The 16,272-nt window shown below is 39.4% G+C and carries 13 protein-coding genes and 1 rRNA gene; 13 read left to right on the forward strand and 1 reads right to left on the reverse strand.

The window, feature by feature from the left end; genetic code table 11:
* The first annotated feature begins 82 nt into the window (after positions 1–82).
* From rrf to ihfA, 6 genes are all read left to right on the forward strand, one after another.
* A 5S ribosomal RNA gene (gene rrf / locus AC27JL_RS16580) occupies positions 83–197 on the forward strand.
* Between the two features lie 700 nt (positions 198–897).
* The gene (locus AC27JL_RS16585; protein ID WP_243531040.1) at positions 898–1,953 is read left to right on the forward strand and encodes a DUF2066 domain-containing protein; all 1,056 of its coding nucleotides are present in this window, start codon (positions 898–900) and stop codon (positions 1,951–1,953) included.
* On the forward strand, positions 1,953–2,663 hold the full coding sequence (gene hda / locus AC27JL_RS16590) for a DnaA inactivator Hda (protein ID WP_170865585.1): 711 nt from the start codon (positions 1,953–1,955) through the stop codon (positions 2,661–2,663). Before AC27JL_RS16585 ends, hda begins: the two co-directional genes overlap by 1 nt.
* 82 nt (positions 2,664–2,745) lie before the next feature.
* The gene (gene pheS, locus AC27JL_RS16595) at positions 2,746–3,726 is read left to right on the forward strand and encodes a phenylalanine--tRNA ligase subunit alpha (RefSeq protein ID WP_487196105.1); all 981 of its coding nucleotides are present in this window, start codon (positions 2,746–2,748) and stop codon (positions 3,724–3,726) included.
* A gap of 15 nt (positions 3,727–3,741) precedes the next feature.
* The gene (pheT, locus tag AC27JL_RS16600) at positions 3,742–6,129 is read left to right on the forward strand and encodes a phenylalanine--tRNA ligase subunit beta (protein ID WP_487196106.1); all 2,388 of its coding nucleotides are present in this window, start codon (positions 3,742–3,744) and stop codon (positions 6,127–6,129) included.
* 2 nt (positions 6,130–6,131) lie between these two features.
* Positions 6,132–6,431 (forward strand): integration host factor subunit alpha, encoded by a 300-nt coding sequence (gene ihfA, locus AC27JL_RS16605; RefSeq protein WP_002960690.1) that lies wholly within the window; start codon positions 6,132–6,134, stop codon positions 6,429–6,431.
* Positions 6,432–6,501: 70 nt separating this feature from the next.
* On the opposite strand, the gene AC27JL_RS16610 is transcribed toward ihfA, so the two are convergent.
* Positions 6,502–7,302, reverse strand: a complete 801-nt coding sequence (locus tag AC27JL_RS16610) for a DUF2989 domain-containing protein (protein ID WP_010557230.1) — start codon at positions 7,300–7,302, stop codon at positions 6,502–6,504.
* Positions 7,303–7,476: 174 nt separating this feature from the next.
* Here AC27JL_RS16610 and AC27JL_RS16615 point away from each other — a divergent pair, with 174 nt between their 5' ends.
* From AC27JL_RS16615 to AC27JL_RS16645, 7 genes are all read left to right on the forward strand, one after another.
* The gene (locus tag AC27JL_RS16615; protein ID WP_006794496.1) at positions 7,477–8,919 is read left to right on the forward strand and encodes a glyceraldehyde-3-phosphate dehydrogenase; all 1,443 of its coding nucleotides are present in this window, start codon (positions 7,477–7,479) and stop codon (positions 8,917–8,919) included.
* Between the two features lie 212 nt (positions 8,920–9,131).
* Complete coding sequence (locus AC27JL_RS16620) at positions 9,132–10,259, forward strand: M14 family metallopeptidase (protein ID WP_487196107.1); 1,128 nt, start codon at positions 9,132–9,134, stop codon at positions 10,257–10,259.
* Positions 10,260–10,634: 375 nt separating this feature from the next.
* A complete protein-coding gene (locus AC27JL_RS16625; RefSeq protein WP_008132031.1) occupies positions 10,635–12,137 on the forward strand; it encodes an alanine/glycine:cation symporter family protein in 1,503 nt (500 codons plus the stop codon).
* 170 nt (positions 12,138–12,307) lie between these two features.
* Positions 12,308–12,634 carry a hypothetical protein gene (locus tag AC27JL_RS16630; RefSeq protein WP_008132029.1) on the forward strand — a complete coding sequence of 109 codons (327 nt, stop codon included), beginning with the start codon at positions 12,308–12,310 and terminating at the stop codon, positions 12,632–12,634.
* Between the two features lies 1 nt (position 12,635).
* Positions 12,636–12,917 carry a YeaC family protein gene (locus AC27JL_RS16635; protein ID WP_006794492.1) on the forward strand — a complete coding sequence of 94 codons (282 nt, stop codon included), beginning with the start codon at positions 12,636–12,638 and terminating at the stop codon, positions 12,915–12,917.
* Positions 12,907–15,588, forward strand: a complete 2,682-nt coding sequence (locus AC27JL_RS16640; RefSeq protein WP_487196108.1) for a DUF349 domain-containing protein — start codon at positions 12,907–12,909, stop codon at positions 15,586–15,588. Before AC27JL_RS16635 ends, AC27JL_RS16640 begins: the two co-directional genes overlap by 11 nt.
* 87 nt (positions 15,589–15,675) lie before the next feature.
* Complete coding sequence (locus AC27JL_RS16645) at positions 15,676–16,230, forward strand: YceB family lipoprotein (RefSeq protein ID WP_033025795.1); 555 nt, start codon at positions 15,676–15,678, stop codon at positions 16,228–16,230.
* The last annotated feature ends 42 nt before the right edge of the window (positions 16,231–16,272 follow it).

Raw genomic sequence — 16,272 nt, forward strand, 5'->3', positions numbered from 1 at the left:
TGACAGAAAGACTTAAAAAATATTATCAGATATTTTCCAAATTCAGTTAGTGCGTAGAAATACGGATTAACGCCCAAATTTGCTTGGTGACAATAGCGTTTTGGACCCACCTGATTCCATGCCGAACTCAGTAGTGAAACGAAACAGCGCCGATGATAGTGTAGTATTTGCTATGTGAAAGTAGGACATTACCAGGCTTCAAATTGTAGAAAGCCGCTTCAGAAATGAAGCGGCTTTTTTACGTCTACAGAAAAGTAATCTTCAGCATTCCCTTCTCTAAAGCATCGCGTTTCTTAAGCGAAGCGCCTCTTTGTGAACAGTGTTTTGGCTATTAAATACACTGGCCTATGGTAGGTAACATTTCACTGTGACTCTCTACCGCTTTGGGCACCACGACATTAACAGGCTTCAAATTGTAGAAAGCCCGACTAGCAATAGTCGGGCTTTTTTACGTCTGTAGAAAAGTGATTTAGCAAAAAGCCAAGACCCCATGCCGAACTCAGTAGCGGTCGCTCTTGCACATCCTGTGCTCCCGGCATTTGTATTCCTATACATTATACAAAACTGTGCGAAAGCGAGCCCTTCAGAGGCTGACGCGACAAAACAGTTTTCTGTTTCCCTCAGCAGTAGCTAATAAAAGCTAGTATATTTTTAGAACTTAATACAGTTGTGTTGGCATTACTTTGAAGAGAATATGTCTTTTTAGAAGGTTTTGCTTTTGCTGCTCTTTTTTTGGCTGAGTGAATTTGTTTATAAATTTAGAGTTTCAATTAAATCAACAGTGTATGAGAGGCTTAATCTATAAGTATCAATATGTCATAGTAACAAATATAATTTTGCTTTGTTACTGGCTTTGATTTAGGATCAAATCAGTTTAAAACCAAGAACTAACATACAGTGTATAGATTATTAATAAGCATAATATCCATTTTAATTTGTTTTTCTGTTTCAGCAGTTGAGGTCACTGATCTATATCAAGATATTTTAAAAGTTGATGATAAATCAAGAGATACTCGATTAGCGGCAAGCCGTAAAGCCTTACTTAATGTTTTGGTAAAAGTAAGTGGTGATGAAACGGCGGATCAAAATCGATTAGCTCAACAGCGAACTAAAGATATCTCCGATTACATGCTTAAATTTGAATACGATGAGCGTGCTGAAGGTCAGTTAAAATTAATTGTTAAATTTGAAGCACGTAAAATTAATGCGCTTATAAAAGAATTAAGTCTACCTCTATGGGGTTCACAGCGTCCTTTAGTCGCTATTTGGCTAGGTATTGAAGATAATTGGCGAAGAGAGTTAGTCACACAAGAGAGCTATCCTCAGCTTGAACAATTAATTTACGATAATGCTCGAAGACGTGGCTTACCTGTTGTTGTGCCATTACTGGACTTACAAGATAGGCGTCTAGTAGGTATACCCGAGGTGTGGGGCAATTTCTCAGGACCTATAGAAGAGGCGTCTCAGCGGTATAGTGCTGAAAGAAGTATTACAGCCAAAATGTACAAAGACAATAACAGTAATAACTGGGTTTTAGATTGGCGATTCACAAATGATGATTTGTTTGATGAAAATCGTTTAGTTGGTGATAAACAACAAATTGTTAGTCAAATGATAGATACACTAGCTAGAGGGCTAGCAAGTGAATATGCAATTGATCCCAATGCATACTACGAGCAAGCTTCAGCTATTTTAACTTTAAAAGGGGCCGAAAATTTTGTAGATGTTGAACTAGCTAAAAGACGTTTACAGAGTTTAAGTGTAGTTACACAGGTTACGATTGCTCGAAAAACGACTGGGTTTGTTGAATACAAATTGAGTCATACAGGCGATGTTACAGATTTAAAAAAAGCGCTTGGTCTTGATTCTGCTTTTAAAGATTATGTCGACCCACGCGCTTTCTATCATGTTGTTGACAAAAATAGCCTTGAATATCAATGGATAAAACCATAGTGCTAACTCATGAACCAATGCAAATGGCGTTGCCTGTTACTCTGCCTGATGACGAGACGTTTGCATCGTACTTTGGTGGTGAGGACTCATTAGAAGTTAACCATCTAAAAGCGAGCTTTTCTGAGTTGGCAAATTCATTTCAATATACTTACTTGTGTGGATTGGGTGATTCGGGGAAGTCTCACTTGTTATACGCGACGTGCATAAAAGCGCAAGAACGTGGCCTCTCTAACATGTTACTTTCTATGCGCGAGGTTATCAATTTTGGCCCTATGGTCCTCGATGGACTCGAAGCGCTTGATGTATTGTGTATAGACGATGTCCACTTAGTTGCAGGGAACGATGCCTGGGAAAAGGCCCTGTTTAATTTTTTTAATCGCTTTAACGAACCCGGTAAAATGTTAGTCGTAACCGCAGACCTGTTACCAAATATGTTAAATATCTCGCTTCCTGATTTAGAATCTCGTTTGACTTGGGGAACCACCTTTCAAATACGTTCAATGAGTGATGATGATAAAGCGCAGGCGCTTGTTAAGCGGGCACACATGCGTGGGCTTGAGTTAAGTGATGAATGTGCACGCTTTTTACTAACGCGTCTAAGTCGAGATATGCGTGCTTTACTCGATGTATTAGACAAATTAGATCATGCATCTATGGCCGCACAGCGAAAATTAACAATTCCCTTTATAAAATCAACGTTAAAGCTCTAGTAGGTCTAGAATCTAGACCCCGCTTTCAGTTATCATTAGTCAATTAAATTGTAATCACCTTCTGTGAAAGATCAGGTATCGAATGAACTTAGAAAATATATTAGCGCAAGCACTTGAGGCGGTAGCCAGTGCCAGTGAAATCGCGCAACTAGAAGAGATCAGGGTTAACTACCTTGGTAAAAAAGGCGAAATCACTAGCTTACTTAAAACACTGGGTAAAATTGCTCCTGAAGAACGCAAAGAAGCAGGCCAGGTAATTAATCAGGCTAAGCAAGATGTGCAAGCTGCAATTAACGATAAGCGTGAGCTTTTAGTAAGCAAGGCACTAGAAGAAAAGCTAGCCGCTGAAACAATTGACGTTACTTTACCTGGGCGTGTGATGCCTACAGGTGGATTACACCCAGTAACACGTACAATTGAGCGTATTGAGAGCTTTTTTGGTGAGTTAGGTTTCGAGGTGAAATCAGGCCCTGAGATTGAAGATGATTTTCATAACTTTGATGCTTTAAATATCCCTGAACATCACCCTGCGCGTGCTGATCACGATACCTTTTATTTCAATCCTAAATTAGTATTGCGTACACAAACAAGTGGCGTGCAAATTCGTACTATGGAAACAGAACAGCCACCGCTACGAATTATCTCACCTGGGCGTGTGTATCGTAACGATTACGATCAGACACATACACCTATGTTTCATCAGGTAGAAGGGTTAATGGTTGATACCGATGTAAGCTTTACTGAGCTTAAAGGTATATTACATGACTTTTTGCGTAACTTTTTTGAAGAAGATATGGAAATTCGTTTCCGTCCTTCATTTTTCCCATTTACAGAACCTTCAGCTGAAGTAGATGTGATGGGCAAAGACGGCAAATGGTTAGAGGTACTAGGCTGTGGCATGGTACATCCAAACGTTCTTAAGTCTGTAGGTATTGATCCAGAAAAATACACTGGTTTTGCATTCGGCATGGGCGTAGAGCGCCTAACAATGTTGCGTTACGGCGTAAACGATTTACGTGCATTTTTCGAAAATGACTTAAAATTCCTAAACCAGTTCCGTTAAGAGTGAAGCAATAAAATGAAATTTAGTGAAAAGTGGTTAAGAGAGTGGGTTAATCCTGCTATTGATACGCAAGCTCTGTCGGAACAGCTTTCTATGGCTGGCCTTGAAGTTGACGGCGTTGAGCCAGCTGCAGCCAAATTTAATGGTGTGTTAGTAGGCGAAGTTGTTGAATGTGGTCAACATCCTGATGCGGATAAACTTCGCGTTACTAAAATTAACGTAGGTGGCGATGAGCTGCTTGATATCGTGTGTGGTGCGCCAAACTGTCGTGAAGGAATTAAAGTCGCGGTTGCAACCGTTGGTGCAGTATTACCTGGCGATTTCAAAATTAAAAAAGCAAAACTTCGCGGTCAGCCTTCACACGGTATGTTATGTGCATTTGACGAGCTAGGCATTAGCGAAGAAGGTGACGGCATCATGGAGTTACCGAGTGATGCACCCGTTGGCGTGGATTTACGTGACTATTTAAGCCTTGACGACAACATTATTGATGTTGATTTGACACCAAACCGTGGTGACTGCCTTGGTATTAAAGGTCTTGCTCGTGAAGTAGGCGTTTTAAACAGCATTGATGTAAACGTATTAGAAATCCCCGTTGTTGCTCCAACAATTGACGACAAAGTATCAATTGAGCTCGTGAACGAAGATGCATGTCCGCGTTACCTAGGTCGTGTAATAAAAGGTATAAATCTTGATGCAGAAACACCGTTATGGATGGTTGAAAAATTACGCCGTAGTGGCGTTCGTTCAATCGACCCGGTTGTTGATGTAACTAACTATGTATTACTCGAACTTGGTCACCCTATGCATGCATTTGATTTAAGTGCAATTGAAGGTGGCATTAAAGTACGTAGTGCAAATGCAGATGAAGAACTAGTACTGCTTGATGGTAATACAGCTAAATTAAACGAGTCTACACTCGTTATAGCAGATAATGATAAAGCACTTGCCATTGCTGGTATTTTTGGTGGTGAGCAATCAGGTGTTACTGAAAAAACAACAGACATACTGCTTGAAAGTGCGTTCTTTAACCCGGTAGCAATTGCTGGGCAAGCACGTAGTTACGGCCTACATACTGATGCATCACATCGTTATGAACGTGGAGTAGATTTTGCTCTACAACACGATGCAATGCAGCGTGCTACAGCGCTACTTCTTGAAATTGTGGGTGGTCAAGCAGGCCCTGTAGTAGAAGCCGTGGCGGCTGATAAGTTACCTAAGGTGACTGAAGTTCGTTTGCGTCGTTCGCGTTTAGACCGCGTAATAGGTCATCACATTGATGATGCTAAAGTAACTGATATTCTGACTCGCTTAGGCCTTGATGTTAAAGTAGAAAATGACAGCTGGAGTGCAGACGTACCTAGTTACCGTTTTGATATTCGCATTGAGGAAGATTTGATAGAAGAAGTTGCACGCGTTTACGGTTACAACAGTATTCCAAATGTGGCACCAACTGCAAAACTTAAGATGACCACTCATAACGAAGCGAGTATTGCACTAAGCAAATTCCGCAATACGTTAGTAACACGTGGTTACCAAGAAGCGATTACATACAGCTTTGTTGACCCTAAGGCACAAGCTATTTTGCATCCTCAAAGTGACGCACTTGTTCTACCGCATCCTATTTCAATTGAAATGTCAGCAATGCGTGTTAGCTTAATGCCGGGTCTATTGGCGTCTGTTGCATACAACCAAAATCGTCAACAACCACGTATTCGTTTATTTGAGCATGGTCTTAAATTTATAAGCGATGAAAATGCAGAAAATGGTGTATACCAAGTGCCTGTTATTGGTGGCGTTATTACTGGTTTGGTTCATGGCGAACATTGGGTTGAAGAAAAGCGCAATGTCGACTTTTATGACTTAAAAGGGGATGTTGAGGCATTACTTGCGATCACTAACGATGTAAGTCGCTTTGAAATTAAAGCAGAGCAGTCAGATGGACTTCATCCGGGCCAGTCAGCTGTTATTTATGTTGATGGTAAAAAGGTTGGTTTTTTTGGTGCATTACATCCTCAAGCGCAAAAGTCGTTAGATATCAATAACGCAACTTTTGTATTTGAAATTGAAATGTCAGCAATTGAAAAAAGAAATTTACCACAAGCAGAAAGCGTGTCTAAATTTCCTTCAAACCGTCGCGACATCGCGATTTTAGTGGCCGACAGCGTTAAATCTGGTGATATTTTAAACGCCATAGAAAAAGTTGGCGGAAATCAATTGGTTGACCTAAACTTATTCGATGTGTATAAGGGCAAAGGTATTGAGCCAAATTATAAGAGTTTGGCGATTGCTCTAACACTGCAAGCGGTTGATAGAACACTCGAAGAGAAAGATATCAATCTAGTAGTTGATAACGTGGTGGCCGAATTGGCCGAAAAGTTTAATGCATCGTTGAGGGACTAGATATGGCGCTTACTAAAGCCGACATAGCTGAACACCTATTTGAAAAGCTCGGGATCAATAAAAAAGATGCCAAAGATTTAGTTGAAGCGTTTTTTGAAGAAATCCGCTCAGCGCTAGAAAAAGGAGAGCAGGTTAAGCTTTCTGGATTTGGTAACTTTGATCTTCGAGACAAAAAAGAAAGACCAGGGCGTAATCCGAAAACAGGCGAAGACATTCCTATTTCGGCGCGTCGTGTTGTCACCTTTAGACCGGGTCAAAAATTAAAGACTCGTGTTGAAGTGGGCACCAGCAAAGCAAAATAAAAAAAGGCAGCGAAAGCTGCCTTTTTATTTATTCCTCGCTTAACTCTGCTTAAGCGGGGTTTATTATTATCTAAAATTCTCTAGGTGATACAAATTCACCCTCTAATACTTGTTGATAGGTTTGCTCGGCAAGTGAATCAAGTCCAGATAAGTTTTTACCAGTACTTAAGAGTTCCTGCTCTATTTCAAATAGATCTATATTTTCGATTCCCGACATTTGCGCTACTTTTGAAAATATATAAGCATGTTTAAATTTATCATGTTTATAAAACAGGCTGATAAGTGATGTGTACACCTCAGGATTGGGAATGCGCCCTTTTTGATTTAACTCTAGCGTTTTGTAGAGCAAATCAATCGTTTTTTCGTCATCAAACTTAATGTAATACGACGCTAAAAAAAACTGCATTTCAGCACTTTGTGTAACACTCGGATCGTCTTCTATAGCCAATAGTTTATTTAATGCACCTTGATTATTGTTTCTGGACCAATGGTAATAAAGTAAACCGGGGTGATTTGTATCAATAGTGTCTTGATAAAGGCGCGTCATTTCTTTAATGCTAGTAAGTTGTCCATCTATGCGAGACGTCTTCTTAGCTTTGAGCTTTATGTGCTCAATTTTAGCCGCCAGTGTTATACATTGGTTGTATGTTTCAAATTCTTTTAATAATTGATATTTATTTTCATCCGTTGGCTCTTTGTATTCGCTGTAACGCTTTAAGATAACTTCAGCACGCTCGTCTTTACAATGGCTGTCTTTGTTTAAATCAGAACAAAAGCCGGGTGTTTCCTTACAAACTTTTGCTAGCGTCACAGGTTCTTCACAACCCGCTAATGTTAGTAATCCAAGTAGTAAACTTGCTCTTTTTAGCATTCCTAAACCCCAAATAAATATCTACGCAGCCATTCTAGCGCAATCATTTAACGCCTAACAGTAGAGAATAACTTCAGATTAAATTAGAATAGCCGTGCCTGAAGTGCATTACTCTCAAAATATAGTGCACTTTTAAAGGCTATCCGTTCAAAATGATAAACTTAGGTAAATAAAATGACCTCATCTCACGAGTTAGAATACACAAATAGTTGGCAAGAGCGCCAAGATTACGCTGAAAGCATGCAACCTATCATTGGTAAACTTTACCGTAATCGTGGTATTGAAATCGCTGTATATGGCCGTCCTCTCGTAAATGCCAGCACTATTGAAATTATTAAATCTCACAAAACTGTTGCACAATTTGAAGGCACAAAATTACGTTTACGTGAAAGCTTCCCGTTTTTAGAAGCAATCAGCAAAATGGAATTAAACTCTGCTCGTATTGATATTGGTAAGCTTGCATACAGCTATTTATATAGCGACGTTGCTAATGGCCGTTCAGTTGAAGAGTTCGTTAAAGATGAATTAGCAGAAATAGCCGATTCAACAGTGAAAGAACCTCGCGATGTAGTTCTTTATGGATTTGGTCGTATTGGTCGTTTGCTTGCTCGCTTATTAATTGAAAAATCGGGTCCTTACGCCGATTTACGTCTACGTGCAATCGTTGTGCGTGGTGGTAAAGAAGGTGACCTTGAAAAGCGCGCTAGTTTATTACGTCGCGATTCAATTCATGGTCCATTTAATGGTTCAATCACCATTGATAAAGAGCGCAACGCGATTAAAGCGAACGGCAGTTACATTCAGGTTATTTATGCAAATTCACCTAGTGAAATTGATTACACCCAATACGGTATCGATAATGCGTTAATTGTTGATAACACAGGTATTTGGAAAGATGAAGCAGGCCTTGGTCAGCATTTAGAGTGTAAAGGTGCAGCTAAAGTATTATTAACGGCACCGGCTAAAGGCAATATTAAAAACATCGTATATGGTGTAAATAACCAAGATATTTTATCTGAAGATAAAATTGTCTGTGCAGCAAGTTGTACAACAAATGCAATCACACCCACATTAAAAGCGTTAAACGATAAGTTTGGTATTAATAATGGTCACGTTGAAACCGTTCACTCATACACAAACGATCAAAATCTAATTGATAACTATCACAAAGCCGAACGTCGTGGTCGTGCCGCAGCGCTTAACATGGTAATAACTGAAACAGGCGCAGCTAAAGCTGTATCTAAAGCATTGCCAGAGCTTGAAGGTAAGTTAACAGGTAACGCTATTCGTGTTCCTACACCTAACGTATCGCTTGCTATTTTAAACTTAAACTTAGCAACTAATACATCAGTTGAAGAACTAAATGCATTTTTACGCGATACAGCGCTGCACTCAGATTTACGTGACCAAATTGATTACACTGCATCAACAGAAATAGTGTCTACCGATTTAGTAGGTAGCCGTTATGCAGGTGTTGTTGACTCACAAGCGACAATTGTTGACGATAATCGTATTGTATTATACGTATGGTACGATAATGAATTTGGCTATAGCTGCCAAGTAGTACGTTGTATGCGAGATATGGCTGAAGTGTCATTCCCAAGCTTACCACGCTAATGTATATGTAGTATTTAAAAGCCAGCGTTTAGCTGGCTTTTTTAATGTGCAATCATTTTTAAAGTGTATGCCTTGTGCTACGCTTTGCTTATTCCAATACAGTGCGTGTTAGAGTTATAAAATACACTGTATTTACTGCGAGTAGTATTATTCGTGGTGTTAGTTCTGCGAGTTAAAATGCAGATGGGCTTATTCAAATTAAAGGTTTTTTCATGAAAATCAGTAGTAATTTCGACAGTGGTAATATCAAGGTAATTGATGCAACCGATCCGCTTAATATTCAATTAGAGATTAATAACGACCACAACTCTGAATTTTATCAGTGGTTTCACTTTCGATTAGAAACAACGCCTTACCAATTACATAAGCTTAATATTAATCAGCTTGAAAAATCAGCATACCCAGATGGGTGGGAAGGCTATCAAGCAGTCGCATCTTACGATCGCCAAACATGGTTTCGTGTTCCATCAAACTATGAAAATGGCACGCTAAGTTTTGAAATAGAGCCAGAGTGCGGCAGTGTTTATTTTGCTTACTTCGCACCATATAGCTATGACCGCCATTTAGATTTATTGTCGTGGGCGCAAATGCAAGGTGCTTGCCAACTTCAAACATTGGGTGAAACACTTGATGGGCGCGATATGAGCGTATTAAAAATTGGCGAGCCAAGCGAAGATAAAAAAGTAATTTGGGTAACAGCACGCCAGCATCCAGGTGAAACTATGGCAGAGTGGTTTGTAGAGGGATTACTCCATAAGTTACTTGATGATGAAGACCCACATGCTGCCGCATTGTTATCAAAGGCTGTATTTTACATCGTGCCAAATATGAACCCAGATGGCAGTGTACGTGGTCATTTACGTACTAATGCTAAAGGTGTTAACTTAAATCGCGAATGGCAAACACCTAGTATGGAAAATAGCCCAGAAGTGTATTTAGTCCTCAATAAAATGCGCGAAACAGGCTTAGATATGCACCTTGATATTCACGGTGATGAAGCCATTCCTTATAACTTTGTTGCTGGTAGCGAAGGTATTCCAAGTTACGATGAGCGACTTAAAAACTTAGAAGACAGCTTTAAAGCGGCGTTATTAACAATAACACCAGAGTTCCAAGACGAACACGGTTACCCGAAAGATGAGCCAGGCCAAGCTCTATTAACCGTTGCATCGTCGGCAACGGCTGAAGAGTTTAAAGCGCTTACATATACGATTGAAATGCCATTTAAAGACAATAACGATTTACCAGATCCTGATTACGGCTGGTCAGATCGTCGCTCGTACCAGTTTGGTCAAGACACGTTAGCAGCCATTGTTAATGTGGTAGATACGCTAAGATAGAGTATTGAAAAAAGGCATCAATTATTGATGCCTTTTTTATACACAAACTTAAAATTAATTAATATGTAAAATCGTTTTATAAACCCCTTCAATCAGAAGTCTATTTAAATTACTTTCTATAAACCTCCATTATATTCATACAAACCAAATACTGGTTAAATAACCCTCAAATAATACGTCGAAGCGCACGTTTTATCTGTAAATATGAAAATTAAGTGTTAACAAAGTTAGCTCACTTAAGTTAATATCAATAACAATCGAATTAAAGGTAGGCATATTTAAGCCCGATTTTTAATCGTTTTGTGTCGCGCATTCTGAGTAGCTAAAACAGAGTCTCGTAATTCATAATAAAAAATATAACTATAGAGGATATCCATGGAAGCTTTTGTAAGCGCTGTTAATGATGTTGTTTGGAGTAATGCCCTTATTTACTTATGCCTTGGCGCGGGCTTGTTTTATTCTGTATTAACTCGATTTGCCCAAGTCAGACATTTTAAAGAAATGTGTAAATTACTTTTTAGTCCTAACACATCTGAAAAAGGTATTTCTTCTTTTCAAGCACTTGCAGTGTCTCTATCGGGGCGAGTCGGTGTTGGTAACATTGCAGGTGTTGCTGCTGCTATCGGTTTTGGTGGCCCAGGGGCTATTTTCTGGATGTGGGTTGTTGCATTTTTAGGTGCAAGTACAGCCTTCGCTGAATCAACTCTTGGTCAAATTTATAAAGAAGAAGAAAACGGCCAATATCGTGGTGGTCCAGCGTATTACTTTGACCGTTGTTTAAAACAAAAATGGTTAGCTATCTTATTTGCTATTTCTGCCGTTGTTGCGTGTGGTGTTTTCCTACCCGGTGTACAAGCAAATGCGGTAGGTAACGCATTTACTCAAGTATTTGGCGACGGTACTATGGTGTCGACCAGCTTTGGCGATGTAGGCAGCTTTAAGCTAGTTGCGCTGGCTATTATTCTTATCGTTTTAGCATTTATCATTTTTGGTGGTATAAAACGTATTGCCAACTTTACTCAAATTGTTGTGCCATTTATGGCTTTGGGCTACATCGTGCTTGCCTTAATCGTAGTGTTTTTACATATCGATAGAGTGCCTGATATTTTTGCTATGATAATAAGCGACGCCTTTACTGCTCAAGCCGGATTTGGAGCTGCAATTGGCTGGGGTGTAAAGCGCGGAATATATTCAAATGAAGCGGGTCAAGGTACAGGTCCTCATGCAGCGTCTGCGGCAGAAGTAGACCACCCAGCGCAACAAGGTTTAGTTCAGGCTTTTTCAGTGTACGTAGATACCATCTTCGTATGTACTGCAACCGCACTAATGATTTTGTTAACACAACAATACAACATTGTTGGCGAGCTACCAGCTGGTCAATTTATTGTACAAAATGTTGATGCAGCAACTGAAGTAGGCTCTGCAGCATTTACGCAAATGGCTTTGTTTAGTGTATTTGGCGGTTTTGGTGAGGCATTTGTAGGTATTGCGTTATTCTTCTTTGCGTTCACTACTATTTTAGCTTACTACTTCATTGCGGAAACGAACATTGCTTACTTAAATCGTTACTTTAAAGGAAGTATTCCACTGGTTATTGTGAAGTTTGTGATCATGTTTATGGTAGCTTACGGAATGGTTAATAGCTCTGGGTATATTTGGAGCATTGGTGACATAGGTGTAGGCTTAATGGCGTGGATCAACATCTTAGGCATTTTAGCTATTTTCTTTGTCGCAAAACCGGCACTGTTATGTTTAAGCGATTACGAAGAGCAAAAGAAAAAAGGCGGTAAAATTACCTTTGACCCAATTAAGTTAGGTATAAAAAACGCTACTTTCTGGGAAAAACGCCTTGAAAAACAATCTAAAGATCCTGAGTAATTTAATACACAGTGTACTTGCAAGTTTGATTGGATAAATGGGTTTAAAACAATAAAAAGAAAGTTACATTATCTGTTATTGCTTTAAATTCAAAAAAGACAACAACAAATAAAACAAGTACAATAAAGGCGCCGCAAGGCGCTTTTTTTATGCGTAGTATGGAGAGATGTATGGCGATTATTCGTTGCCCAAAATGTGCAAAATCAATTTCAGATAAATACAAGCAATGTCCGCATTGCGAAAGTAACATTTCAGAGCTAAATGACGAGCAGGTTCAACAACTTCAGCGCGAACAGCAAATTAAAAAAAAGCAGATGTTTATAAATCACTCTTTCCTAGCACTTATTTTATTTTTGGGTGGTTTTTTCTGTTTATATTTTTTACAACCGCAAAAAGAAACCCTTGAGTGGTATGCTTACACCATCGCCATTGGCGTAGGGTGCATTTGGTATCTTATTAACCGTATTATTTTAGTGACTCTTAAAAAGAAAAGATGACATGAATATCGATAAACTCGTAGAAAATATTACTCCAGAATTATTTGAACGCCTGCAATATGGTGCATCCACTGGCAAATGGCCAGATGGCACTGTGTTATCAGATGAGCAAAAGCAACAAACAGTGCAGTTGGTTATGTTGTATCAAGCAAAGGTGGCTCAATCGAACGAGCAATTTACGATTGGTGCTAATGGTGAAATGATCCAAAAGACAAAAGCGCAACTACAAAAAGAATTCAAATCAGACAACGAAATAGCTAGGTTTAGTGAACATGATCTTTAAGCACCTTTTTACGCCAAAATGGAAACACCCTAAGCAACAGGTACGTCTTGATGCAATTGAAAAGCTAGATACGCAGCGCGATGCAAGTATTTTAAATACACTTGCATTAGAAGACAGCTCTGCAGAAATACGCCGAAAAGCGCTTCAAAAGGTAAATGATTTACCACTTTGGTGGAAAGCCTATAAGCAAGACCAAGCGTTGAAGGATATAGCTGAGCAGCAGATATCTAACGCGGTTTTAAACAGTGAAAGCACACTAACACCGCAAATTAAAAGTGAATATATAGAACGCTTTGCACCTGTAAAAACATTAGAAAAACTAGCGTTTGCAGAGAAAGAACTAAAAGTTCGCGTTAAATTACTTAAGCGTTTAGCAAACCCAAAATTAGTAGAAAAAGCTTTTAAAGAAGGCAGTGAAGAACTACAAAAGCAGCTAGTGGAGTTAGTTATTAACCACCAGCTTACCAAACCACTTGCTAAACATGCTAAAGGGGAAGCGAAAAGCACCCTTGATACGCATATTGAAAATGAGCGTCTGGCCAAAGAAATGCCACAAGAAGTTGAAAATTCAACGCGCGTTATTTTGGCAAAACTTAATGCGTTACGTGAAAAAACAGACTTTGCGTTGGTAAACCCACAAGCTGCTGAATTAATGGCTCAATGGCAAGCATTAGAGCTTAAATGGCTATCAGCAGAGCGAATAAAATCGCTAGATGAAAAGTACATAGCTATTACCAGCAAGCTTGATACTCATATAGCGCAACTTAAAGCTGAGCACGATAAAGAACAGCAACGTTTAGCATTAAAACAGCGTCAATTATTGGCATTAGCAACGCTTGAAGCATTAAGTGATGAAATTGAAAATGCGCTTCAATTAGGTTTAGAAACCCCAGAGCAAATTCAACAAGATTGGCTTGACGCTAAAGTAGCCCAAGCAAAACAAGCGATCGCAGAGACTGAGCTTGAAAATAACGCACAGTCTAAAGCGGTAATCGTAAGGCTTGAGGCTTTATTTTCACAAGTGGCTAAATTACCCGAGCTAACAACGGTAATTGCGCAATATAAAGAGGCATTGACCGCCTTACAACAAATTGAACCAGCGCAAAGCATTGAGCAATATGACGATATTCTTTCAGCGTTTAATCAAGCGTTTAAAGAAGCGCGTGGGCATATAGCTATGTTAGATAGCGCACTGCAAGGCAAGTTTAAAACTGAGTTAAACGCGCATAAAAAGCAGTTTTTAGTACCAATGAATGAGTTAGTTAAACCGCTTGAAAAAAATCAAAGCCAAGCAAAGCGAAAAGCTCGTGATGTTAAGCGCTTAATTGAAGAAGGCCGGTTCAATGTGGCATTTGGTGTATTTAAAGGTTTTGAAGAGCTATTTAATACATTAACAGCACGCTACCAGCAACCGCTTGAAAATATTAAAGCAGAGCTAGAGCAGCAGCTTGCTGACGCAAAAGATTGGCAAAAATACGCCGCTGCACCAAAGCGTGTTGCGTTACTTGAAGAAGTAGCCGCGTTAACCGAGCAAGAATGTACCGACCCGCAACAACGTGCAGAACAAGTAAAAATGTTTCGCACACGTTGGAATGAGCTTGGCCGATTAGATACAGATGAAGAAAAACAACAAGGTGTTCAGTTTGACGAACATATTGAATTGTTGTTTGCACCTTGTCGTAGTTACTTTGCCGAGCAAGAAAAAAACCGCGATGCAGCGAAGTTGCAACGAGAAAGCATCATTACTGATATGCACGCGCTTAGCACAGAGCCTACTAGCGAAGAAGGCTTTGATTGGAAACAGTTTGAAAGCCAATACAATAGGCTAAATAAAGCATGGCGCAGTGTAGGAAAAGTTGACCCTAAAACATATCGAGTTTTAAATGATCGCTATAAAAATGAGCAACAACAGGTGCTTGGTTTATTAAATGCGTTTCATAAAGGTAATGCTGCGCTTAAAAATGATTTAGTAGAACAAGCACAGCAGTTATCACAAAGTGACGACTTAGCAAGTGCTTGCCAGACGTTAAAGCAAATGCAGCAGCAATGGCAAACAATTGGCTTTGCGGGCTTGAAAGCCGAAAATGCGTTGTGGCAAAAGTTTCGTCAATATAACGATGAAGCATTTAGTAAGCGCAGCACTGAATTTGAGCAACAAAAGCTTGAACAGAATGAGTCAGACAAACAAGCCGCTGCAGAGCTTGCTGAATTAGAAGCGGTACTAGAGGCGGTTGAACAACGTGCGCAACTTCATGACCTAGAAACGAAGGTAAAGGGTTATGCACAATTCAGAACGCTTGCGCCAAAAGTGGCTACTTTGCTTAAAGCCATAGATGAAAAAGTGTCATTGCTTATGACTAAATCAGAGCAGGCTAACTTAGATGCTTTACTTAACGCGCTTCAAAATAATGAAGAAATACCTGCTCAGTATCAAGCACCGCTAAAAACAACGCTTAACGAAGAGCAACTTGTAACGCGTATGGAAATTTTAGCAAATGTGAGTTCGCCAAATGCATCACTTAGAATGGCAGAGCAAGTTGCTATGCTTGATGATAAACACCGTGGCGATCATGCTGATTTAAATTATTATTTAAAACAGTTGCTCGCGCTCAGTAACGGTTCAGTTGAACCTGACACACTAGCTCGATTAAAGACGACACTTGCAGCTTAATCATTAACATTACTTTAAATGTTGATTAAAACTTTAAAAGGCCGCTTAAATAGCGGCTTTTTATATCAACCAAACAAAGGATTTACCATGAGATTTTTATTACTTATTACTACGCTTTTTTTAACTGCCTGTAATAGCACGCAAGGTGTATCGGTATATTCATTTACAAATGCTGAAGTAGAAAGCGTATTAGCTAAAGAGTTGCCAAAATTAAGCGAAAAAGTAAAGCTAATGGGATTACCTGTTCAGCTTAACGTTAATGATTTAAGTGTTGATATAGGGCCAGATAATCGTGATGTTGTTTTACTTGGCGCTGACTCTAGCGCAGAGATCAACGCTTTTGCACTTAAGTACCCAATTCGTTTAAAGCTTCAAATAGAGGGCAGCCCATTTTACGATAGCGAGAAAAAAGCAGTGTTTTTGCGTAATATTAAACTACTGGGCTCAAGCGTTGATGCTGGTGGCTTTAGAGGCAACATTGGCGCGCTTGACGATCAAGCAATGGGTGTAATCAATACCTTTTTGGCTAACAACCCTGTATATACGTTAAACATGAACGATCCTAAAATGATGCTATTGAGCAAATTACCACTCGACATGAAAGTATCGCAAGGTGCAATTAAACTGGTTCCTAGGTTATAAATAACCAGGCTAATCAGATCGGCCTGCCTTAATTAATCGTAT

Source organism: Pseudoalteromonas sp. 4NS20-0020 (genome assembly GCF_057554385.1).